The organism is Lutibacter sp. (genome assembly GCF_041562875.1).
In the GTDB taxonomy this organism is placed as follows: domain Bacteria; phylum Bacteroidota; class Bacteroidia; order Flavobacteriales; family Flavobacteriaceae; genus Lutibacter.
The window spans coordinates 43878-68115 of sequence record NZ_JBFFOE010000004.1 but is presented as its reverse complement, the minus strand read 5'-3'; the positions used below and the strand labels follow the sequence as shown (position 1 = coordinate 68115).

The window sequence follows — 24238 nt, the reverse complement described above, 5'->3', positions numbered from 1 at the left end:
TCCAAACTTCGTAACTTAATTTTCGATTTTCCTCGTAGATATCTATAGTTAATGGGAATTGAAATACTTTACCTTGTTGATTAAGATTTACAGTTACAGTTCTATTAATTGTATTATAATCGTAAGTTACATTTAGTTTAACGTGACCATTCCCAAAATACCATTGGTTGAAAAACCAATTTAAATCTTTACCACTTACCTTTTCAAATGCTAAACGCAACTCATGAGCTTCTGCAGTACCAAACTTATGTTCAGTTAAATAAGTGTTCATGCCTTGAAAAAAAGCTTTGTCGCCTAAATAATTTCGCAACATATGTAAAATTGCATTTCCTTTGTGATAGCTCACAGGGTCAAACATATGTTCTTTGTCTTCATAATAAAAACGAACTAAATCTTTATCCTCACTTTGACTATTTAAATATACTTTTACATCATCAAACATATGGGCATCAGCCTTGTCTTTACCATATTTATACTCATACCATAAATAAACACTGTAGGTTGCAAATGATTCATTAACTGTTAGATTAGACCAGCTTTCAGTTGTTACCAAATCCCCAAACCAATGATGAAATAGTTCATGAGCAATGGTTTCCTCCCATTCGTTATTGTCAATTAATTGTCCTTTTTTTTGTTGTGCATCTTCACCATGAACTACAGCTGTTGTATTTTCCATAGCGCCACTTACATAATCACGCACTACAATTTGACTGTATTTATCCCAAACATAAGGCACACCTGTGATATTAGAAAAAAAGGTCATCATTTCTGGAGTTTTTCCAAAAATATCTTTTGCAACTGATTTATATTCAGGTTCAACATAATAATTTACATCTTTTCCATTCCAAGTATCTTTTACAATGCTAAAATCTCCAACACCCATAAAAAATAAATAAGGTGCATGTTTTTGATCCTGTTTCCAATAATCGGTTCTAGTTCCATCACTATTATTAGTTTGGTTTATTAATGTTCCATTTGAAAGCGTCACAAATTTTGAAGGAACTGTCATATAAATCTCTTCAGTACTTTTTTGATTTGGAGCATCTATCGTTGGAAACCAACAACTGCTAGCTTCTGTTTCGCCTTGAGTCCAAATTTGTGTAGGTTTATTAGGGTCTTCTTCTTTTGGATCTATAAAATACAAACCTTTTGCATCAGTAATAACTTTACTTCCTATTTGTGTAACTTCTTCAGGATTTGCAATATATTTTATATAAACGGTGTATTCTTCACCTTTTTTATAGGTTTTATCAAGTTCAATAGTAATTTGATTTTCAGAATAGTTATAAGGTACTATTTTGTTGTTTATTTTTATTTCAAGAATTTTAAAAGCTTTTGCATCTAAAACAACTTTATTAGTTGCATAAAAATGAGGTGTTAAGGTAACCCAGGCTTCACCATTCATTTGGCTTTCTTTAAAATTGAAATCAACCTTTAATTTAGTATGCACTAAATTATTAATTTTTTCTCTTTCACCTCTGTATTCTTTTTCTTGAGCATTTATGAGTACTGAAAACAGTACTGCAAGTGCAAATAATAAATTTTTCATTCGAAGTATTTAATTTAAGATTTCAAAAGTACTATTTTAATTGTTTTAAGTAGTTAATAGATAGTTAAAAAGCCATACTAGTTACAGTATGGCTTCAGTTAATTTGAATATTTTTTAGAAATTTATTTAAGACTACTTAATAAACCACCAAGTTGTTTTAATTGATCTGAATTTTCATCCATTTTTAATTCTTGAGTTAATTTTAGAATATTAGCTGGATTCATATTTTCTCCAATAACTCTTACAACTGCAAATCCTTTTTCGTTATCTGAACCAAAAATTACAACTTCATCAATAGCATCTTCTTCTCCTAAGTAATTAACAGTTACATTTCCATTTCCCATATTCATTCGCATTAATTGCTTGTATTTTGGGTTTTTAAGAATAGCTTTCACTTTTTCTTTTTCTGAACTGTATAATTCTTTGTTAGTTTCATTTAACTGTAAAGCTAAAAAATTAACTTTTTTTATAGTTTCTAACGTGTTTTTAATGTCTTCAGCAACATTTGTATCTTTTAATTGTAAGATGCTAGAAGGTAAATCTATAGAGATAAACTCACTATTTTCTTTACTATCAACATAATATTTTTGTAGTGAAGGATTGGTATCACAAGCAATTGTTAATAAAGCTACTACAATTATAATTCCTGAAAATTTTAGAAAGTTCTTCATTTTGTTTTTTTATTTTATACCACTATTTGGAATATGAGCTTCTGTAAGTTTAGATATTTTATTTAAATCAATGTCGCCAGTAAGTGATAGAATTACAGCTTCTTGATTTGCTTTATTTTGCATATCACTTACAAACATTAGTAATTCACTTACATGGTTATCATCCTTTCCGTTTCTTACATATATTTTTACTTTAGCATCTTTGTCTTTTACGCGCATTAACTCGGTAAGTTTTGCAGATTTTAAATAACTTGAAACTACATCACTCATTTGTTTTGCGATACCAGAATTTTCAGTAGTAAAAACTTTAAAAGAATTTAAACCTTTTACCATATCAAAATATTCTGCTCCTTCTTCTCCACCACTTTTAAATTTTGCCAGCATTTTAAATGCTTCTTGGGTTACTACTACTGTTGTAACATCATCCATCTCTTCAAACTTATCAAAAACTGAAGTTTGAGCATAATTTGCCAATGGGAAAATTACGATTGCGATTAAAAATATTATTTTTTTCATTTTTTTACTTTTTAGGTTGTTTAAAAATTTTGTTTGTTGAGTCGTCAAAACGTTGCAATTGTGCAATGGCAACATTTCCTTTGTTTAAATTTGCTGAAAGCAATTCTAATGCACCAATAGTTTCTGCATACACTTTATCAGCTTTTCTTTGTTGAATATTTTCATATCCACTGTAAACACTAACTAGTAATACTATTGAAGCTGCTACAGATAACCATTTCCAATTCGCCTTTTTAGTTTTTAATTGGATGGCTTTTGTAAATCGCTCATTTTTACTAGTTGAAAAATATCCGAATAACGCTTGGTATTCTTCTAAATGTGGAGCTACATTACCTTTAGAAAAGTAGTTTTTTAACACTTTTTCTTCTGCAATAGTAGTCTCTGCATTTTCATATTTTTCCAACAACTTTTCTATGTTAACTAATTCCATAATTGTGTTGTTTTGTTAATTGTTCTCTAATTGTTTTTCTTGCTCTTGATAAGGTTACTCTAATGGCTGTCGGATTCATATTCAGCATTTCTGCAATTTCATCAAACTCATATTCTTCAATATCTCTAAGCTGTATTATTAATTTTTGTTGCTCTGGTAAGTTTTCAATTAATTTATGAACTTTACTTACACTGTCATTAAGTTCCATTCGTCTATCTAAAGACGTGCCATTTTCTTTATAATTACTATGCACTAAACTTAAATTACTTGATTGCTTCGATTTTAATCGGTCAAAACAATAATTCTTTGTCATCGTCATTGCAAAAGCTTCAATACTTTTATACTCTTTTAATTTTTCTTTATTTCTCCATAACTTAAAAAGCAATTCTTGTGTTGCATCTTCAGCTTCTTCGGTTGATACCAGAATGCGTTTTGCAACTCTAAACACTTTATCTTTAAAGGGCATTACCGTTTTTAAAAACTCAGACTGCTTCATTTTAAGTTTGGTTTAACAAATTTTTTGCTGCTGTTACAATTATGACGAACATGTTTCGTTTTTGTTACAGACGCCTTTAAAAATTGTAATAAAAATTAATATCTTTCGACTTAAATAAAGGATAAATATAAATTTTAAAATATGAAAAAAGTAAGTTTCTACTTCTCAATTTGTTTGATGGTAATTATTGGAGCTATAAGTTGCACAAAAAATAATGATGGTATTTTTGAAGTTCCTCAAAACATTGAAATTCAAGATTTTGTTTGGAAAGGTATGAATTCTTGGTACAATTGGCAATCAAGTGTAACAAACTTAGCAGATTCTAAAGATAATAACCAAAATAATTATGTTTCTTATTTAAACGGATATTCAACTCCAAGAAGTTTATTTGAAAGTTTATTATTTGATCCTGGTAATACGGATCGATTTTCATGGTTTATTGAAGATTATGTAGAACAGAATAATGCATTTCAAGGTGTTTCTACTTCTTTTGGTTTTCGTTTACAGGCTGTTCCAATAAATGACAGTGGCGATATTATTTTTTATGTACGTTATGTAGCCCCAAATTCGGCCGCAAGTAATGCAGAAATTAAAAGAGGAGATATTATAAATGCTTTAAATGGCATTGTTTTAAATGAAAATAATTATAATAATACCGTAAATGAACTTTATAATGAAACATTAACACTTTCTTTTGTTTCAGAAAATGCTGGAATTCTAACCTCTATTGAAGATAAAACAATTACTGCAACAGAATTATCTGAAAATCCTGTTTATTTTAAAACGGTTTTTAACGATATTAATGGTAAAAAAGTAGGTTATTTAGTTTATAACTCCTTCCGTTCTTCTTATAATGATGAATTAAATGCTGCTTTTTCATATTTTCAAGGAGAAAATATTGATGAGTTGATATTAGATTTAAGATTAAATGGTGGTGGTTCTGTTTTAACTTCTGCCTATTTAGCAAGTATGATTTATAATAATGCAGGCAATGATATTTTTGCAGAATTAAAATTTAACAATAAGCATTCAAGCGAAAGTGGAAATTATTATTTTGACAATAGTTTAGATGTTTATGATGTAAATGGTGATAAAACAGGTGAAGAAACTATAAACAGATTAACTACTATTAATCAATTATATGTTTTAACATCACACAGTACTGCTTCAGCAAGCGAAATGATTATAAATGGTTTAAAAGCTTTTATACCTGTTAAAGTAATAGGTACAACTACTTATGGTAAAAATGTAGGTTCTATTACATTGTATGATTCCCCTTCTTCAGATTATACAAATTTATCAAGTGCAAATTCAAATCATTTAAATGCAATGCAACCCATTGTATTTCAAATATATAATAAAAGTGGACAAAGTGATTATACACAAGGGTTTGAGCCTGATATTGTAGTGAAAGAATATGATTTTTGGAATGCAATTTTACCTTTTGGAGATGAAAATGAAGTAGTTTTAAAAGCTGCTCTTGATAATATAAGAGGTATTTCAACTAAAAGTACGAGTACATTAAAATATAAAAGTATAAAAGTGTTAGATGTTCCTCAACTTGAAAATAAATTTGAAAAGGAAATGTATATTGATGCTTCATTTTTAAATAAATAACCAAGTAAGTTTATTATAAATAAAAAGAGGCGTTTTAATAACAGCCTCTTTTTATTTTAAATTAGGTCTAAATTCATTCATAAAATCATCATCTACTTTAGTTTTAGCATACTTATATCCATCTTCCCACCATTTTGCCATTAATTTTTTGTCAAATACTAATGAATTTGTTGTTAGCACTGTTGGTGTATAATATAAATTAAGTTTTACATTATTGTGGCTTGCACATAATTTCCCGATTGTTATATTATGACTTTCAATTCGCCCTAACATAAAATCAAATACATCAAATAGTAATGAAAAAGGATTTTTTGATTGCAATCTGTTTATTTGTGAAACCTCTGTTTCTAATATAATTGCATCAATTTCCTTGGCTCCACGTATAATAGCCTCTCTTATAGGAACTAAGCTTCCAAAACCTCCATCAGCGTATTGATATCCGTTTTTAACTAGCAAACTCATAAAAGGAACATAATTACAAGAACCCCAAATCCATTCACAAAAATCATTATACGTACAATTATTTATAGATTTATATTCAACTTCATTAGAAGTTATATTAGAAACGGCTACAACAACGTCCTTTTGTTCTTCTTTTATTTTAGCATACATTTTTTCACTAACACTCGTTTTTATAAGTTTTAGTAAATTTTTACTTTCTCCAAAAGTTTTTCTTCCTTTAATAAAGTTCCATAAAGTATTAAGGTGATTAATACTTATTACTTTTTCGCCGTGCACTTTCCTTATTACAAATGGGTTATTATTAAATATGGTATTCTGATTGACATTTGTATAAATCGTTTTTAATTCATCTACCATTCCTAAAGCTAAATGTGAAACCATTAAACTTCCTGTAGAGGACCCTATAAATATATCATATTTTTGCTGCTTATCTTTCATTAAATGTTCTACAACACCTCCTGCAAAAGCACCTTTGCTTCCTCCTCCTGAAATAACTAATGCTTTTTTCATAAAGCTATCATTGTTTTATTTAATTTAGTCGCATAAAATTATTAAAAATGAATAGAATTACAACGTGTTTTATCATCTTAATTAGTATTACTTCTTGCAAAAATGAATACAAACCTCGTGAAACCATTACTGTTTCAATAGATAAATTTAAAATGGATAGTACAAGTATTCGCGCTATTGAAATTATTAATGATTCTACCGTAGTTTATGCTGGTTCTGTTGGTGATATAGGAATTATTACAGCTTCAGGAAAATTAAAGGCAACCAAAAAAATTGTAACTGATACTATTGTGCCACATTTCAGGGCTTTAGCCTACACAAAAAAAGCTTTTTATGCTTTAAGCGTTGGTAATCCTGCCCTACTTTATAAATATCATGATAATGTGATTGATATTGTTTACAAAGAAGAACATGAAAAAGTTTTTTATGACTGTATCAAATTTTTTAATGAACTCAATGGAATTGCAATTGGAGATCCAACGGATGAATGTTTATCTATTTTAATGACTCGTGATGGAGGAAATTCTTGGGGGAAAATTGATTGTAAAGATGTACCAAAAATTGAAGAAGGTGAAGCTGCTTTTGCCGCAAGTAATACCAATATTGCCATTGTAGGTGAAAATGCTTGGATTGTAACGGGAGGTTTAAAAGCGCGTGTTTTTCACACTTCTGATATGGGTTTAACTTGGGATGTATACAATACACCCATAGTTCAAGGGAAAAATACCACAGGAATTTACTCAGTTGATTTTTATAATGACACGCAAGGCATTATTTGTGGAGGAGATTATACTGATAAATTTGGTAATTATGCAAATAAAGCAATTACCAACGATGGTGGTAAAACTTGGGAAGTAGTTTCTGAAAATATGGAACCTAATTATGTAAGTTGTGTACAATATGTGCCTAATACTCAAGGTAAAGAAGTTTTTGCTGTTTCTACAAATGGTATCTTTTATTCAAAAAATGCGGGTGTTAATTGGGTAAGACTAAGCGATGAAGGCTTTTATACCATCAGATTTGCATCAAAAAATGTAGCTTGGCTCTCTGGAAATGAAGTTATTGCAAAAATGATTCTTAATTAAGTGCTAAATAGAATGAGAAATATTTTTAGTTTTTTAGTCATTATAATCCTATTATTAAGTTGTTCTAATTCATCGGTGTTACATAAAGAATTTGCTTGCAGCAATTCTAAAATTGAAAATCCAAAAGTAATAACAGATTTTAATAAAAACTTTAAGTTATCAATCTCAAACAACTGGAAAACAAGATTATACTTTAGCGAATATGAATCTGAAATTTTTGCAGCGGACACTCTTAAACAATTAACAGAGTCATTTATTTTAGGAACTTCTTTCAATTTTGGAGCTTTAAATTTTGATGCTAATTTTTACAAAAAAACAGATTCAATCTTAAAGCAAAGTAACTTAGAAATCGTAAATTCTGGTAAAGAATTATTTCAATCAAAGCAAGCATATTGGTATTTAGCTAAAGGTTATAAAAACGGATTTACTTACCACAAATTTAATTTAACAGCAAAACTCTCTGAAAACTCTTATTTTAATGGATATTCTGAAATTTATGGAGATAACAATATAAATGAACGAATTTGTGAAACTATTTCAATACTTGAAAAAATTGAATTTTTGCAATAATTTAAGACATATACATTGTAAATCCTTAATTGAATACTTACTTTTGCTAAAAATTTATATAAAATGCAAAAAATAATAGATCGTTTCGTTAAATATGTTAAAATAGATACTCAATCAGATGATAATAATCCTGATTTCCCAAGCACTGAAAAACAATGGGATTTAGCACACCTTTTGGTTGAAGAATTAAATGAAATTGGAATGAAAGATGTAACATTAGATGCTAATTGTTACATTATGGCAACACTTCCTTCTAATGTAGATTTTAAAGTGCCAACTATTGGGTTTGTTGCGCATATTGACACAAGTCCTGATTTTACTGGAACAAATGTTAAACCTCAATTTCATCCAAATTATGATGGAAAAGACATAGTTTTAAATAAAGAACAAAACATTGTTTTATCTCCTAGTTATTTTGATGATTTATTGTTATATAAAGGGCAAACATTAATTACAACTGATGGCACTACCCTATTAGGAGCTGATGACAAAGCGGGTATTACAGAAATAGTTTCAGCTATGGAATATTTAATAAACCATCCTGAAATTAAGCATGGAAAAATTAGAATTGCTTTTACACCTGATGAAGAAGTTGGTAAAGGAGCTCATATGTTTGATGTTGAAAAATTTGGAGCAGAATGGGCATACACAATGGATGGAAGCCAAGTTGGGGAATTAGAATATGAAAATTTTAATGCTGCAGGTGCTAAAGTTACTATCAACGGAAAAATTGTACATCCAGGGTATGCTAAAGGAAAAATGATTAACTCTATGTTAATTGCCAGCGATTTTATTGCAGCTTTACCTAAAAATGAAGTTCCTGAAAAAACAGAAGGTTATGAAGGTTTCTTTCATTTACATGGAATGAGTGGTGAAGTTGAAAAAACTGAACTTGAATACATTATTAGAGATCACGATTTAAAATTATTTGAAGGAAGAAAAGTATTATTTCAAAAAGTAGCAGATGATTTTAATAAAAAATTGGGAAGTGATATTATTCAGGTTGAAATAAAAGATCAATATTTCAATATGAGAGAGAAAATTGAACCTGTAATGCATATTGTTGATATTGCTGAAGAAGCTATGAAACAATTAAATATTAAACCACTTATTAAAGCAATTAGAGGTGGTACAGATGGTTCTCAATTATCTTACAAAGGTTTACCTTGCCCAAACATTTTTGCTGGAGGTCATAATTTCCACGGGCGTTACGAGTATGTTGCTGCGGAATCTATTCAATTAGCAACTGATGTAATTATTAAAATTGTTCAAATTACTGCTGAAAGAGCTAAATAAAGCATGATTGCATATAATTCTTTAAAAAAGCTCTTCAAATGAAGAGCTTTTTTTTTTAAAATAATGAATACTTGCTATTCTTAAAATAGTATAAATATTAATAGAATAGTTATTAATATTAAAAACCTAGCCATTGAATAAAATAGTTGGGCAACAAAAGAAATAAGTTGGTCATCTTTTTAAATAAGTCGGGCAACTTATTTAAAAACAATTATTAGTAAACATAACAATACTATTTAATAGTTAAAATTATGCACTTGTAGTATAATATTTAACAACTTGTTAAATGTTGTAATTTTTAAAAATTATATTTTTAAAAGTAAATATCTTTTATACATTTGAAAATTCAAAAAATAATGAATGGATAATCAATTATTAGTTTCACTTACCGAGAAATACGGAAGTCCACTTTATGTTTATGATGCTGAAAAAATAAGTTCGCAATACAACAGACTTACAGAAGCATTTTCAACAGTTAAAAGCTTAAAATTAAATTATGCTGTAAAAGCAAATTCAAATATTAGTATTTTAAAATTATTTAAAAAACTGAATTCAGGAATAGATACAGTCTCAATACAAGAAGTAAAACTTGGATTAGAAGCTGGCTTTGCACCTGAAAATATCATATTTACACCAAATGGAGTTTCACTTCAGGAAATTGAGTTAGCTGCTAATTTAGGAGTACAAATAAATATTGATAATCTATCAATATTAGAACAATTTGGCAACCACTACCCTAATATTCCTGTTTGTGTACGTATAAATCCACATATTATGGCTGGTGGAAATAGTAAAATTTCTGTTGGACATATAGATTCAAAATTTGGAATTTCCGTTCATCAAGTTCCTCATATAAAGCGTGTTGTAGAAAATACAGGAATGCGTATTAATGGAATTCATATGCATACAGGTTCCGACATATTAGATATTGACACTTTTTTAAGAGCTACAGAAATACTTTTTAATACTGCAAATGAGTTTGAAAATTTAGATTTTATAGATTTAGGAAGTGGATTTAAAGTACCTTATAAAGAAGGTGATATTTCAACTAATATTGAAGAATTAGGTGAAAAACTATCAAAAAAATTTAATTTATTTTGCAAAGATTATGGTAAAGAATTAACATTAATGTTTGAACCTGGAAAATTCTTGGTAAGTGAAGCTGGTTCGTTTTTAGCAAGTGTAAATGTTGTAAAACAAACTACATCTACTGTTTTTGCAAGTATTGATTCAGGATTTAACCATTTAGGCAGACCAATGATGTACGACTCTTATCACCATATTCACAATATTTCAAATCCAAATGGTCGTGAACGATACTATTCTGTAGTAGGCTATATTTGCGAAACAGATACTTTTGGTTCTAACCGTAGAATAAGTGAAATTAGTGAAGGTGATGTTTTGTGTTTTAACAATGCTGGAGCTTATTGTTTTTCAATGGCTTCAAATTATAATTCACGCTACAAACCGGCTGAAGTATTAGTTTACAATGAAAAAGATTATCTAATTAGGAAACAAGAAACATTTGATGATTTATTAAAGAATCAAGTTATTATAGATTTAGATTAAGCAAAAACTCCGAAAATCATTTTCGGAGTTTTTATTATTCGTAACAAGTACATTGAAATCATGTTAATTATGCAGCATTTTCAACTTAAAACAAAAAAAATATTAAAATTAAGATAAAAGCTTTGTTGTTTTGAAAAATTAGTTATTTTTGCTTTATGCAAATAACAAAATCATATCAATTCATTGAAAACGCAAACACTTTGCGTCACTTTGTTATGGCTACCACTACTACAAGTACCATTACCCTTTAGGGTTTCTTTCTATTCATATTATCCGTATAAATATTCGTTTTCATAAAAAATGAAGCAAGGAATATTAGTTGACAAAATAAAAAATAGTACGTAAAATAAATACACATGAAAGTATTGAAATTTGGAGGATCGTCAGTTGCATCCTCAGAAAACATTAATAAAGTAATAAATATTGTTAAAGAAAACTCTTCTAACCACAAAATAGCTGTTGTAGTTTCTGCTTTAGGAGGTATTACAGATTTGCTATTAGAAGCTGGTAATTTAGCTTGTAATAGTGATGAAAATTATAAATACAGTATAAAAATAATTGAAGATCGTCATTTGCAGATTGCTAGAGAGTTAATTCCTGTAAATAATCAAAGTAGCGTTTTAGGTACTATAAAAAATATGTTAAATAAATTAGAAAGCACATTGGAAGGTGTTTTTTTAATTAATGAACTATCCAATAAAACATCTGATAAAATTGTAAGTTTTGGTGAGTTGCTATCATCCTATATTATTTCGGAAGCAATGAAATTCAGCCAATTAGATGCTGTTTTAAAAAATACTCAAGATTTAATAGTTACCAATGAAAATTTTTCAAATGCTGCTGTAAAGTTTGAAAAAACAAATGTTTTAATTGAATCTTTTTTTAAAGAAAATAATAATGCAATAGTGGTTTTACCTGGTTTTGTTTCTTTAACTGAAAAGGGTGAAGTTTCAACTTTAGGAAGAGGTGGTTCAGATTATACTGCGGCCATTATTACTGCAGCCACAAATGCTTCAATTTTAGAAATTTGGACAGACGTTAGTGGAATGTACACTGCAAATCCAAAAATAGTGAAACAAGCGTTTCCAATAAAAGATATTTCATATCAAGAAGCTATGGAATTGTCTCATTTTGGTGCAAAAGTATTGTATCCACCAACTATTCAACCTGTATTAGAAAAAGAAATTCCAATTGTTATTAAAAACACATTTGATGCTAAAGCTGATGGAACTTTAATTACTAAAATATCTTCAAATACAAATCCAATTAAAGGAATTAGCCATATTGAAGATATGACACTTATAACTTTAGAAGGAAGTGGAATGATTGGTATTCCTGGGTTTTCCAAGCGTTTATTTGGAGCTTTATCTCAAGAAAAAATTAATGTATCATTAATTACGCAAGCATCTTCAGAGCATTCAATATGTATTGCAATAAATAATTCTGATGCTGAAAACGCTAAAACAGCCATTGATTCAGAATTTAGTTATGAAATAGACCAACATAAAGTACAGCCACTAATTGTTGAAAAAAACAATGCAATAATTGCACTTGTTGGAGATCATATGAAAAGTCACCAAGGTATAAGCGGTAAGATGTTCAGTACTTTAGGAAAAAACAATGTGAACATCAGAGCAATTGCGCAAGGCGCTTCTGAAAAGAATATTTCAGCAGTTATCTCACATAAAGACATTAAAAAAGCATTAAATTCATTGCACGCAGCATTTTTTGAAGACCAAACTAAAGAATTGAACTTATTTATTGTTGGAGTTGGAAATGTTGGAGGAAAATTATTGGAACAAATTAAAAAACAAGAAGACTATTTAATTGAAAATTTAAAAATTCAAGTGAGAGTTATTGCACTTACTAACTCCAAAAAAATGCTATTTAATGAAGATGGAATAGATTTAGATAACTGGAAATTGCCCTTAGAGAATGCAGAAAACTTAGATATGGACTTATTTCATGAAAAAGTAACTGCTTTAAATTTTAGAAATAGCATTTTTGTAGACAATACAGCCAATGAAAGCATTTCTAATTTATATGCTGATTATTTAAAAGAAAGTGTTGCTGTTGTTACCTGTAATAAAATAGCGTGCTCATCTAACTATTCTAATTATTTAAACCTAAAAAAATTAGCAAGAGAATACAATGCGCCATTTTTGTTTGAAACAAATGTTGGTGCTGGTTTACCAATAATTGATACGCTAAAGAATCTAATTGCTTCAGGAGATAAAGTATCTAAAATTCAAGCAGTTCTATCTGGTAGCCTAAACTTTATATTTAACAACTTTAATGAGCAAACATCTTTTTATGATGTTGTTCAGCAAGCAGGTATTGAAGGCTTCACTGAGCCAGATCCTAGAATAGATTTAAGTGGTGTTGATGTGATGCGAAAAATATTAATTTTAGCACGTGAAAGCGGAACTAAACTGGAATTAAGCGATATTGAAAATGATTCGTTTTTGCCAAAATCTTCTTTAGAAGCTAATTCAGTTGCAGATTTTATGGAAACTCTAAAAACAGAAGCAATTCATTTTAATAAAATTCAAGAAAAAGCAGCAAATCATAATTGTAGATTAAAATATGTTGCTGAGTTTGACAATGGAAATGCAAAAGTAGGATTGAAAGAAATTTCACCTGACCATCCGTTCTATAATTTAGACGGAAGTGATAATATTGTACTTTTCTTTACTGAAAGATATAGCAAACAACCTTTAATTATTAAAGGTGCTGGTGCTGGTGCAGCAGTTACAGCTTCTGGCCTATTTGCAGATATTATTAGAATTGGTAATAATTAAGACTATGAATGAACTAAAAATATTTGCACCAGCAACTATAGCCAATGTTTCATGTGGATTTGATGTATTAGGATTGGCACTTGATACTGTTGGTGATGAAATGATTGTTAGAAAAGTGAAACAAAAAGGTGTTCGAATTACAAAGATTATTGGTCAGAATTTACCTTTGGAAACTCATAAAAATGTTGCGGGAGTAGCTGCTTTAGCTCTATTAGCTGAAACAGACACTGAATTTGGGTTTGAAATTGAAATTGACAAGCGTATAAAACCAGGAAGTGGCATTGGAAGTAGCGCAGCAAGTTCAGCAGGAACAGTATGGGCCATTAATGAATTGCTTGGAAAACCATTTAGTAATATAGATTTGGTTCGTTTTGCTATGGAAGGTGAGCGCTTAGCAACAGGAGTTGCTCATGCAGATAATGTAGCTCCTGCCCTTTTTGGAGGTTTTACATTGGTTAGAAGTTATGAACCACTTGATATTATTAGCATTCATACACCAGATGAATTATTTGCAACTGTAATTCACCCTCAAATTGAAGTAAAAACTTCCGACGCTAGAAATATATTAAAAACTACAGTACCATTAAAAGATGCTATTAAGCAGTGGGGAAATGTTGGCGGACTGATAAGTGGCTTGTACACTGAAGATTACGATCTAATTGGAAGATCACTAGAAGATTACATTATTGAACCAATACGTTCTATTTTGATACCTTCTTTTGATGCTGTTAAAGAACAATCTTTAAAAGCTGGAGCTTTAGGATGTGGAATTTCTGGGTCAGGACCTTCAATATTTGCATTATGCAAAGGTGAAAAATCCGCTTTAAAAGTCGCTGAAGCAATGAAATTAGTATACAATAAAGTAGGAATTAATTACGATATTCATGTGTCAAAAGTGAATAAAAGGGGAATTAAAATTCTAAATTAGAAAATGAATAAAATTGTTATTTCTGCTTAGGCATAAATCACAAGTAAAAAGAATAAAAACATGAAATACTATAGCTTAAATAAAATAGCACCAAATGTATCTTTTAAAGATGCAGTTATCAAAGGACTGGCACCGGATAAAGGGTTGTATTTTCCTAAGAAAATTAAACCTTTAGTAAAAGGTTTTTATAAAAACATAAATTATTTTTCAAATGAAGAAATTGCTTTTGAAGTAATTAAACAATTTATAGGTGATGAAATTCCAGAAGCTAATTTAAAAGAAATTATAAAAGAAACTTTAAGTTTTGATTTTCCTGTTGTGAATATTGAAGAAAATATTTCAACATTAGAATTGTTTCACGGTCCAACAATGGCTTTTAAAGATGTTGGAGCACGTTTTATGGCACGATGTTTAGGATACTTTAATAAGCAAGAAAACACAACAAAAGTAACTGTTTTAGTTGCAACATCAGGAGATACAGGTGGTGCAGTTGCAAGTGGGTTTTTAGGGGTAAAAGGTGTTGATGTTGTAATTTTATACCCAAGCGGAAAAGTAAGTGAAGTTCAAGAAAAACAATTAACCACACTTGGTCAAAACATTACTGCTTTAGAAGTTGATGGTACTTTTGATGATTGTCAGGCAATGGTTAAAAAAGCTTTTTTGGATGAAGATTTAATTTCAAACAAAAATTTAACTTCCGCAAATTCTATTAATGTAGCACGTTGGTTACCTCAAATGTTTTACTTCTTCTTTGCTTTCAAACAATTAAAAAATAAAGATAAAGAGTTGGTTTTTTCAATTCCAAGTGGAAATTTTGGTAATATTTGCGCTGGAATGATGGCACAACAATTAGGGCTTCCTGTGAAACAGTTTATAGCTTCAACAAATGTAAATGATATTGTTCCAAATTATTTAGAAACAGGTATTTACACTCCAAAACCATCAAAACAAACTATTTCAAACGCAATGGATGTTGGTGACCCAAGTAATTTTGTTCGTATTTTAGAAATCTATAAAAATGATATTTCTGAATTAAAAAAGCACCTTTCCTCCTATTCTTTTTCGGATGATGAAACAAGAACGGCTATGAAGCACCTTAAAGAGAACTGTAATTATATTGCTGACCCGCATGGTGCAGTTGGTTATTTGGGTTTAAAAAAGTATTTAGCTGAAAAGAATGCTCAAGGTATATTTTTAGAAACTGCACATCCTGTAAAATTTTTAGATGTTGTAGAGCCTGTGATAAATGAAACTATTGAACTTCCAAAACAAATTAAGAAAGTAATTGATAAAGAAAAAGTTTCAATAAAAATATCAAATTATGATAAATTAAAAGAGTTTTTGTTAAATTCATAGAAATTTTAAACTTTTATGAAAGCAAAACCTAAATTTGAAACACTTGCTATAAAAAGCACTGAAAATCAGTTTTCTAATGTTGAACCTGTGAGTACTCCAATATATTTGTCAAGTACTTATAAACGCAACAGTGATGGCTCTTATAATAATGATTTAGTTTATTCAAGAAGTGACAATCCAAATCGGAAAATTGTTGAGCATAGTATTGCTCAATTAGAAAATGGCAAACATGCATTTGCATTTTCATCAGGTATGGCAGCTGTTAGTGCTATTTTTCAAAGTTTAAAAACAGGCGATCATATTATTTTACCTGATGACATTTATTATGCTATAAAAAATTTGATGGAACAGGTTTTTAAGCCTTGGAAATTAACCTATGATTTGGTGGATATGACCGATTTAAAAGCGATTGAAAATGCTATTAAACCTTCAACTTCTTTAATTTGGATTGAATCGCCTTCTAATCCTCAATTAAAAATAAGTGATATTGCAGCGATTTCAAAAATTGCAAAAAATAAAAATATACTTTGTGTTGTTGATAATACCTGGGCTACACCTGTATTTCAAAATCCATTAGAACTTGGAGCAACTATTGTATTACATTCTTCAACTAAATATTTTGGAGGTCATAGTGATGTTATTGGAGGTTGTGTTGTTGTAAATGATGATACTTTAGCTGAAAAAATTAAAGCCATTCAAGTGTTATCAGGAGCAGTTCCATCTCCTTTTGATTGTTGGCTAATTGCTCGTGGAATTCAAACCTTACATTTAAGAGTTACAAAGCAGGCTGAAAATGCGTTGAAATTAGCGCAATATTTAGAAAACCATCCGAAGATTGAAAAAGTAAATTACCCTGGATTGGAAAGTCATTCACAACATTTAATTGCAAAAAGGCAACTAAAAAATGGTTTTGGAGCGATGCTTTCTATATTAATTAAAGGGAATGAAAAAGAAACCTTTGAAATATCAACTAAATTAAAATATTTTACTACCGCAACAAGTTTAGGTGGCGTTGAAAGTTTAGTTGAACACCGTAAATCTGTTGAAGGTAAAGAAAGTCCTACTCCTTCTAATTTATTAAGAATTTCTGTTGGGATTGAGCATATTGATGATTTAATTGTAGATTGGGAAAATGCCTTGGTAAAGAGTACTCAATAATTCACTTAAAAATTACAGTTCAACTTTATCAATTGGTTTATTTTTTTTATCCAGCGAGGTTTTTCTATCTATTTGGATGGGAAGTGTAAATTTAAATAAACTGCCTTTGTCATTTTTATTTTCCATCCAAATTTTTCCTTGATGCTTTTCAACAAAATCTTTACAAACAACCAACCCTAAACCAGATCCTTTTTCATTGGCGGTTCCTAGTTTGGTTTTATTTTCATTAATACTAAATATCTTAATTTTATCATTTTCATCTACTCCTATTCCAGTATCTGAAACAGTAACTTCAATAGAATCATCAATTACCATTGAATAAATCTCTACCAATCCATTATTTTCAGTAAATTTAATTGCATTTGAAATAAGGTTTCTTAAAATTACTTCCACCATATTTTTATCTACATTGGCATTTACATTACCTGAATAAAAACTTTTTAACGTAATATTTTTCATTTGAGCCGTTTCATTTAGTTGCTCAATTACTTCGTCAGAAATTCTACCAATATTACAATAAGAAGGATTAAATGCAATTTTACCAGCTTGATTTTTTGCCCAATTTAATAAATTCTCAAGTAAATTATAAGTTCTTTTAGCCTGAGTATTCATTTCATAAATAAATTTTTCTGATTTTTCAATTTCAAAGTTTCGTAAATTATCTTTCAAAATATCAGTAAACCCTAAAATCGTGTTAAACGGACCTCTCAAATCATGTGCTATGATAGAAAACATTAAATCTTTAGTTTCTAATGTTTTTTTTAGCTCTAGTGTACGTTCTTGTATAATAGTTTCCAATTCTAAATTGTACTCAGATATATACTTATAAAGTTCATTTTTAAAGACCAATCCTATAAAAACTCCCTCTTTACCAACGGGTAAAACATCTGTATTTGTAATCTGCATTTCGAAAAGAACTTCTTGAACAGATTGCTCGCAATCAATTAGCTTTTTAATTGATAAACAGTCAATTACTAAAACTTTTGGGTTTGAAATAATATCACTAGTAGTTAAAACACCGTAAAATTGGTTTTCATCTTGAACAACCAATGCAGTGCGTCTTAACAATTCCTTTTTAATTGCATTTAAACCATAAAAAGGATTAATTATTAAAAAATCTCTTCGTATTAAATGCGCAATTTTCATGACTAATCGTCTTCTACTATATTATATGAAATTTTAACTTTAAAATCAACTTTTAGTATTTCCCTTTCAGAAACATAAGGAAATACATTGCTTTCTAATATTTTTAATATTCTTCCTTTTGGCATTTTTGTTAAAATTCGCTTATTAACAAATACGCAGTCTACATTTTCATGATCTGAATCAATAATTTCAAAACCATTTGGAATTAACAAATCAAAAGATTTTGAAATTCCTTGTTTTCCATGAGGTGAATGTTTACCTAACACCAATATTTCTTCAAAAGGAGGTAGTTTTATTTCTTCAAAACTTAAATTAACTGAATATTTTACTCCGTTATTTTTCATGTTATTTTGTATTTTTTTTTAAATATAAGTATAAATAGTAATATCTTAAATATAAATAGTTCTTAAAATGATTCTAAATTACAGTTAATTTAGTATGATTAATTCTATATAACTCTAAATATTAAGTAAACTTTAGTGTAAACTCCTCAAAAACAATACTTAAACTTAAGCAATCTTTTCTAATAAATTTGCAACAAAAGTAGCATTAAAATGAAGTGGTAGTATTTATTTTTTTACCAAATAGGTTGATAAAAAGGTAAATTAATACCAATCCAATTATTCAATATTTAGTACTTTAGCAGCACAAAATTTAAAGAAATGAAAAATACTGCTTTAACTCACATTCACGAATCTTTAGGTGCTAAAATGGTGCCATTTGCGGGCTATAATATGCCTGTGCAATATGAAGGCATAAATATTGAACATGAAACTGTTAGAAATAGCGTTGGAGTTTTTGATGTTTCACATATGGGCGAATTTTATTTAAAAGGTAAAAACGCACTTGCTTTAATTCAAAAAGTAACTTCAAACGATGCTTCAGTACTTACTGATGGTAAAGTACAATATAGCTGTTTGCCAAATGCTGATGGTGGAATAGTTGATGATTTATTAGTGTATAGAATTAATAGCGAAACATATTTTTTAGTTGTAAATGCTTCAAATATTGAAAAAGATTGGAATTGGATTTCGCAGCACAATGATTTAGGTGTAGAAATGATAAATAGTTCTGATGAATATTCTTTATTGGCAGTTCAAGGACCAAAAGCAGCAGTAGCACTTCAGTCATTAACTAAAATTGATTTGGCTGCAATGAAATATTACACCTTCGAAATTGGAAATTTTGCCGGAATAGATGATGTTATTGTTTCAGCTACAGGTTATACTGGTTCAGGTGGATTTGAATTGTACATAAAAAATAAAGATGCAGAAAAAGTTTGGAATGCTGTTTTTAAAGCGGGTGCTGATTTTGGAATAAAACCAATTGGTTTAGCCGCAAGAGATACATTACGTTTAGAAATGGGATTTTGTTTATATGGAAATGATATAAACGATACAACTTCACCAATTGAAGCTGGTTTAGGGTGGATTACAAAATTTACTAAAGACTTTGTAAATGCTGAAGAAATTAAAAAACAGAAAGAAGAAGGCATTTCTAAAAAATTAGTAGCTTTTAAAATGGTTGATAAAGGAATTCCAAGACATGATTATGCTATTGTAAATGCTACAGGAGATACCATTGGTGTTGTAACTTCTGGAACAATGAGTCCTACTTTAAAAGAAGCAATAGGAATGGGCTATGTAACTCTTGAAAATTCAAAAGTTGGTTCAGAAATATTCATTCCGGTTAGAAATAAAAATTTAAAAGCTGTAGTTGTTAAATTACCTTTTTATAAGGGTTAAGAATTTTCAGGTATTTTACCCTGAACACCTTCATAGAATTTATAAAAGAAGTTAAAGTCTTCCTCCATATTATCTGTTAAATAATAAGGTTCGGAGATTTTAATTTCTTTGTCTTTAAAATTAAATGTGAACATAACAATTGGCACCTTTGCACCTTTGGCTATATAATAAAAACCTGTTTTCCAATTATCAACCTTTTTTCTGGTTCCTTCAGGAGATAATGCTAAAATAAAATTTTCATGAGTATTAAAAACATCAACAATTGCGTCTACTTTGTTATTGCTTGTACTTCTCTCAATTGGCGTTCCTCCCAACCATCTAAAAATAAATCCAAAAGGAGGTTTAAATAATGATGCTTTTCCAATATAATTTGCGGGTAAACCCTCTGCAAATTTTATAGCAACCCCTAACGGAAAATCTAACCAATGCGTATGTGGAGCCCCAATAATTACATATTTCTTTAGTTCTTTAGGAAAACTACCTTTCGTTTTCCAACCTAAAACAGTGTATAAAATAAATCGTGCAAATAATTTCATATAGTTGTTAATAACTCAGATTTAATTTTAATTGTCTGGCTATGGCGACAAATATAAAAATCTTAATTTTAAAAATTGAATTTAAACTAAAATTGTGATGAGTGAATTTGTTTTGTATCTGTTAATTGGCATCGTTATTTTAACCGTAGGTTTTATAATTGGTAAATTATTAACTAAAAGTAACTATGAAAAAGTAACTTCTGAATTAGAAATAAGAAATAAACTATTACTTGAAGATAAGAAACTTAATGAAATTACAATCAGTAAGTTAAATAATGATAAAGTTGATTTAGGAAATGAGAAACATCTTTTAGACTTAAAGCTTTCTGATAAAGTTTCCGATTTAAAACATTTAGAAGAAAAGTTACAGGAAAACAAGGCTGAAGTTGAAAAATTGCAAGAGAAATTTACAAAAGATTTTGAAATATTAGCAAGCAAAATTCTTGAAGAAAAGTCTTCTAAGTTTACTGAGCAAAATAAAGAAAACTTAAAGAATATTTTAGACCCCCTTCAGGCAAAAATTCAAACTTTTGAAAAAAAGGTGGAAGATACACACAAGGAAAGTATTGATTATCATGCCGCTTTACGTCAACAAATTGTTGGATTAAAAGATTTAAACCTTCAAATGAGTAAAGAAACCATTAATTTAACCAAAGCATTAAAAGGTGATAGCAAAACACAAGGAAACTGGGGAGAATTGGTATTAGAGCGTGTTTTAGAAAAATCTGGTTTAGAAAAAGATAGAGAATATTTTGTGCAACAAAGTTTTACAAATGATGAAGGAAAAAGAATACTTCCTGATGTTGTAATTCATTTACCAGATGCTAAAAAAATGGTAATTGACTCAAAAGTTTCATTAACAGCTTATGAACAATATATTAATGCTGATGATGAAAATGAAAAAGCACAATTTATAAAAGAACATGTAAATTCACTGAAACGCCATATTGAACAATTAAGTGAAAAGAAATATGAAGATATTTATAAAATTGAATCTCCAGATTTTGTTTTGCTATTTATACCAATTGAACCTGCTTTTGCAGTTGCATTAAATGCTGACAATCAGCTTTATAATAAAGCCTTCGAAAAGAACATAGTAATTGTAACACCCACTACCCTTTTAGCTACTTTACGTACTATTGATAGTATGTGGAATAACGAAAAACAGCAACGTAATGCCATTGAAATTGCTTTACAGGCAGGAAGACTCTATGATCAATTTGTAAATTTAACAGAGGATTTAATTAAAGTTGGAAACCAGCTAAAAACCGTGCAAGGTTCTTATGATGTTTCTATGAAAAAGTTAACGGGCAGTGGAAATTTGATTAAAAAAGTTGAAAGTATTAAAAAACTGGGAGCAAAAGGAACTAAAAACTTTAACGATAAATTATTAGAACGCGCTAATGAAGATGATGAGGATTAGCAATAAATAGAATAAAAGAGGCTGTTAAAAAAGTTATCATTTCGAGCGCAGTCGAGAAATCTATTAAAATACATTTCGACTGCGGACTGCGCTCAATGTGACAAATAGAGTTTTATAAACTCTTCAAATAACCTCTTAAAACCAATCTACTTTTTTAAAACTTTGTTAAGAATTTCTTCTTTACTAATTTTTTTAGTACAGAAATACCAATCCTTACAATCCATATCTTCTTTACCAGCCATTCTGTTTTCTGCCGTTCCACAAGAACCAGCAGGGCCAATAATTACATCATCACCAGGATACCAATCAGCTGGAGTTGCAACTTCAAAAGCATCAGCCGCTTGTAAAGCAACTACAACACGATACAATTCGTCAAAATTTCTACCTAAACTTAATGGATAATAAATAATGGCTCTAATAATACCTTTTGGATCTACAAAAAATACGGCTCTAACTGCTTTGGTTGAACTTTCGTTTGGCTGAAGCATTCCATATTTTTTTGCAACATTCATAGTTATGTCTTCAATTAAAGGAAATTTCACTTCAACATTTTTCATTCCTTTATACTCAATTTTATCTTTAATAGAGCGTAACCAAGCAATATGGCTATATAAACCATCAATAGATAAACCAACTAACTTACAATTTGCATTTGCAAATTTTTCTTCCTGCGTAGCAAAAGTCATAAATTCTGATGTACAAACAGGTGTGAAATCAGCAGGATGACTGAATAAAATAACCCAATCACCTTTATAATCTGAAGGAAAATTTATAGGTCCTTGTGTAGTTACCGCTTGAAATTCAGGAGCTTTATCTCCAATTCTTGGCATTGCTGTAATTTCTTGTATTGTTTCCATAATTATATTTATTAAAATTTTATGATTCTGTCTTTAACTATTAAATTTATTAAATAATTTAGGATAATATTGTAACTATAATCACAATTGGATTACTGAAAATTTGAAAATGAAAAATCCTGCACAAGGCAGGATTTTTTTTTAAATAATATATTTTTAAAATTACCACTTAAACAATGGTTTATCTGCCATCATTTTATTTACTTTTTCAGCAATACGCTCTAATGTAGCTTCATCTTGATGATTTACAATTACTTCATCAATTAAATCAACAATAGCAATCATATCAGCTTCTTTTAATCCACGAGTAGTTACCGCTGCAGACCCAACTCTAATGCCTGAAGTTACAAAAGGAGATTTATCATCAAAAGGAACCATATTTTTATTTACAGTGATATCAGCTTTTACTAAGGCATTTTCAGCTTCTTTTCCGCTAATATTTTTATTACGTAAATCAATAAGCATACAATGATTGTCTGTACCTCCTGAAATAATTTTATATCCTTTTGAAACAAAAGCATCCGCCATTGCCGAAGCATTTTTCTTCACTTGTATTTGATAATGTAAAAAATTATCTGTTAATGCTTCACCAAAAGCTATTGCCTTTGCAGCAATAATATGTTCCAAAGGTCCTCCTTGATTACCTGGGAATACAGCAGAATCTATTAAGCTTGACATTTTTTTCAAAGTACCATTTTTTAATGTTTGACCAAATGGATTGTCAAAATCTTTACCAATCATAATAATTCCACCACGAGGTCCTCTTAATGTTTTATGAGTTGTAGTTGTAACAAAATGACAATGAGGAATTGGATCGTTTAAAATTCCTTTAGCAATTAAACCCGCTGGGTGAGAAATATCAGCTAAAAGCAATGCTCCAACTGAATCTGCAATTGCTCTAAATTTTTCAAAATCAATATCTCTAGAATAAGCTGAAGCACCTGCAATTATTAATTTTGGCATTTCTTTTTCAGCTGTTTCCTGAATTTTATCATAATTTAAGACACCTGTTTCTTCATCAACTCCATAAAAAGATGTTTTATATAATTTTCCGGAAAAATTAACAGGAGAACCATGTGTTAAATGTCCACCGTGAGATAAATCAAAACCTAAAATTTTATCTCCTGGTTTTAAAACTGCTTGGTAAACCGCCGCATTTGCTTGAGAACCAGAATGTGGTTGTACATTTACATATTCAGCGCCAAAAAGTTCTTTAGCTCTGTCAATAGCAATCTGCTCAATAATATCTACAACCTCACAACCACCATAATAACGTTTATTTGGATAGCCTTCAGCATATTTATTAGTTAGTACAGAGCCTGCAGCTTCCATAACTTGCTCACTTACAAAGTTTTCAGAAGCAATTAATTCTATACCATTAGTTTGTCTTTCTTTTTCTTCTTGTATTAAATCAAAAATTAGTTGGTCACGTTGCATTGTTATACTTAGTTTAAAAGTTAAATTTCACGCAAAAATAACGATTTCGTTTTGCAATTAGTAATAAACTTATATATTTA

The 24238-nt window shown here is 29.3% G+C and carries 22 protein-coding genes; 11 read left to right on the top strand and 11 right to left on the bottom strand.

Annotation, left to right across the window (positions count from 1 at the left end):
• The 5 genes from ABY863_RS01395 to ABY863_RS01375 all read right to left on the bottom strand — a co-directional run.
• Positions 1 to 1549 (bottom strand): M1 family metallopeptidase (locus ABY863_RS01395; RefSeq protein ID WP_372792468.1); only part of this gene is annotated, 1549 nt, incomplete at its 3' end.
• Between the two features lie 122 nt (positions 1550 to 1671).
• Positions 1672 to 2220 carry a DUF4252 domain-containing protein gene (locus ABY863_RS01390; protein ID WP_372792467.1) on the bottom strand — a complete coding sequence of 183 codons (549 nt, stop codon included), beginning with the start codon at positions 2218 to 2220 and terminating at the stop codon, positions 1672 to 1674.
• A gap of 9 nt (positions 2221 to 2229) precedes the next feature.
• A complete protein-coding gene (locus ABY863_RS01385) occupies positions 2230 to 2736 on the bottom strand; it encodes a DUF4252 domain-containing protein (RefSeq protein ID WP_372792466.1) in 507 nt (168 codons plus the stop codon).
• 4 nt (positions 2737 to 2740) lie between these two features.
• Entirely contained in the window at positions 2741 to 3166 is a 426-nt protein-coding gene (locus ABY863_RS01380) for a hypothetical protein (RefSeq protein ID WP_372792465.1), read from the bottom strand.
• Positions 3153 to 3662, bottom strand: a complete 510-nt coding sequence (locus tag ABY863_RS01375) for an RNA polymerase sigma factor (RefSeq protein WP_372792464.1) — start codon at positions 3660 to 3662, stop codon at positions 3153 to 3155. Before ABY863_RS01375 ends, ABY863_RS01380 begins: the two co-directional genes overlap by 14 nt.
• A gap of 141 nt (positions 3663 to 3803) precedes the next feature.
• Here ABY863_RS01375 and ABY863_RS01370 point away from each other — a divergent pair, with 141 nt between their 5' ends.
• Positions 3804 to 5279 carry a S41 family peptidase gene (locus ABY863_RS01370; RefSeq protein ID WP_372792463.1) on the top strand — a complete coding sequence of 492 codons (1476 nt, stop codon included), beginning with the start codon at positions 3804 to 3806 and terminating at the stop codon, positions 5277 to 5279.
• A 51-nt stretch (positions 5280 to 5330) separates the two neighbouring features.
• Here ABY863_RS01370 and ABY863_RS01365 read toward each other — a convergent pair whose 3' ends face one another.
• Positions 5331 to 6251: a patatin family protein gene (locus ABY863_RS01365; RefSeq protein WP_372792462.1), complete on the bottom strand. Its 921-nt coding sequence runs from the start codon at positions 6249 to 6251 to the stop codon at positions 5331 to 5333.
• A gap of 47 nt (positions 6252 to 6298) precedes the next feature.
• On the opposite strand from ABY863_RS01365, the gene ABY863_RS01360 reads away from it, so the two are divergent.
• The 8 genes from ABY863_RS01360 to ABY863_RS01325 all read left to right on the top strand — a co-directional run bounded on the left by ABY863_RS01360 (position 6299) and on the right by ABY863_RS01325 (position 17014).
• On the top strand, positions 6299 to 7336 hold the full coding sequence (locus tag ABY863_RS01360) for a WD40/YVTN/BNR-like repeat-containing protein (RefSeq protein ID WP_372792461.1): 1038 nt from the start codon (positions 6299 to 6301) through the stop codon (positions 7334 to 7336).
• A gap of 12 nt (positions 7337 to 7348) precedes the next feature.
• Positions 7349 to 7906, top strand: a complete 558-nt coding sequence (locus ABY863_RS01355) for a hypothetical protein (RefSeq protein ID WP_372792460.1) — start codon at positions 7349 to 7351, stop codon at positions 7904 to 7906.
• Between the two features lie 63 nt (positions 7907 to 7969).
• Complete coding sequence (pepT, locus tag ABY863_RS01350; RefSeq protein ID WP_372792459.1) at positions 7970 to 9202, top strand: peptidase T; 1233 nt, start codon at positions 7970 to 7972, stop codon at positions 9200 to 9202.
• A gap of 360 nt (positions 9203 to 9562) precedes the next feature.
• The gene (gene lysA / locus ABY863_RS01345; protein ID WP_372792458.1) at positions 9563 to 10771 is read left to right on the top strand and encodes a diaminopimelate decarboxylase; all 1209 of its coding nucleotides are present in this window, start codon (positions 9563 to 9565) and stop codon (positions 10769 to 10771) included.
• A gap of 356 nt (positions 10772 to 11127) precedes the next feature.
• Entirely contained in the window at positions 11128 to 13572 is a 2445-nt protein-coding gene (gene thrA, locus ABY863_RS01340; RefSeq protein WP_372792457.1) for a bifunctional aspartate kinase/homoserine dehydrogenase I, read from the top strand.
• A 4-nt stretch (positions 13573 to 13576) separates the two neighbouring features.
• On the top strand, positions 13577 to 14500 hold the full coding sequence (locus ABY863_RS01335) for a homoserine kinase (RefSeq protein WP_372792456.1): 924 nt from the start codon (positions 13577 to 13579) through the stop codon (positions 14498 to 14500).
• Positions 14501 to 14560: 60 nt separating this feature from the next.
• Entirely contained in the window at positions 14561 to 15856 is a 1296-nt protein-coding gene (gene thrC / locus ABY863_RS01330) for a threonine synthase (protein WP_372792455.1), read from the top strand.
• Between the two features lie 15 nt (positions 15857 to 15871).
• Entirely contained in the window at positions 15872 to 17014 is a 1143-nt protein-coding gene (locus ABY863_RS01325; protein WP_372792454.1) for a PLP-dependent aspartate aminotransferase family protein, read from the top strand.
• Positions 17015 to 17026: 12 nt separating this feature from the next.
• Here the strand turns inward: ABY863_RS01325 and ABY863_RS01320 are convergent, their stop codons facing one another.
• Both ABY863_RS01320 and ABY863_RS01315 read right to left on the bottom strand, forming a co-directional pair.
• Positions 17027 to 18160 (bottom strand): ATP-binding protein, encoded by a 1134-nt coding sequence (locus tag ABY863_RS01320; protein WP_372792453.1) that lies wholly within the window; start codon positions 18158 to 18160, stop codon positions 17027 to 17029.
• Between the two features lie 2 nt (positions 18161 to 18162).
• Entirely contained in the window at positions 18163 to 18504 is a 342-nt protein-coding gene (locus ABY863_RS01315) for a hypothetical protein (protein WP_372792452.1), read from the bottom strand.
• Between the two features lie 318 nt (positions 18505 to 18822).
• Here ABY863_RS01315 and gcvT point away from each other — a divergent pair, with 318 nt between their 5' ends.
• Positions 18823 to 19905, top strand: a complete 1083-nt coding sequence (gcvT, locus tag ABY863_RS01310) for a glycine cleavage system aminomethyltransferase GcvT (RefSeq protein WP_372792451.1) — start codon at positions 18823 to 18825, stop codon at positions 19903 to 19905.
• On the opposite strand, the gene ABY863_RS01305 is transcribed toward gcvT, so the two are convergent.
• Complete coding sequence (locus ABY863_RS01305; RefSeq protein ID WP_372792450.1) at positions 19902 to 20441, bottom strand: 1-acyl-sn-glycerol-3-phosphate acyltransferase; 540 nt, start codon at positions 20439 to 20441, stop codon at positions 19902 to 19904. The genes gcvT and ABY863_RS01305 overlap by 4 nt on opposite strands.
• A gap of 97 nt (positions 20442 to 20538) precedes the next feature.
• Here ABY863_RS01305 and rmuC point away from each other — a divergent pair, with 97 nt between their 5' ends.
• Positions 20539 to 21864: a DNA recombination protein RmuC gene (rmuC, locus tag ABY863_RS01300; RefSeq protein ID WP_372792449.1), complete on the top strand. Its 1326-nt coding sequence runs from the start codon at positions 20539 to 20541 to the stop codon at positions 21862 to 21864.
• Between the two features lie 146 nt (positions 21865 to 22010).
• On the opposite strand, the gene ABY863_RS01295 is transcribed toward rmuC, so the two are convergent.
• Both ABY863_RS01295 and glyA read right to left on the bottom strand, forming a co-directional pair.
• Positions 22011 to 22721: a peroxiredoxin gene (locus tag ABY863_RS01295; RefSeq protein WP_372792448.1), complete on the bottom strand. Its 711-nt coding sequence runs from the start codon at positions 22719 to 22721 to the stop codon at positions 22011 to 22013.
• Between the two features lie 162 nt (positions 22722 to 22883).
• The gene (glyA, locus tag ABY863_RS01290) at positions 22884 to 24158 is read right to left on the bottom strand and encodes a serine hydroxymethyltransferase (protein ID WP_372792447.1); all 1275 of its coding nucleotides are present in this window, start codon (positions 24156 to 24158) and stop codon (positions 22884 to 22886) included.
• Between the last annotated feature and the right edge of the window lie 80 nt (positions 24159 to 24238).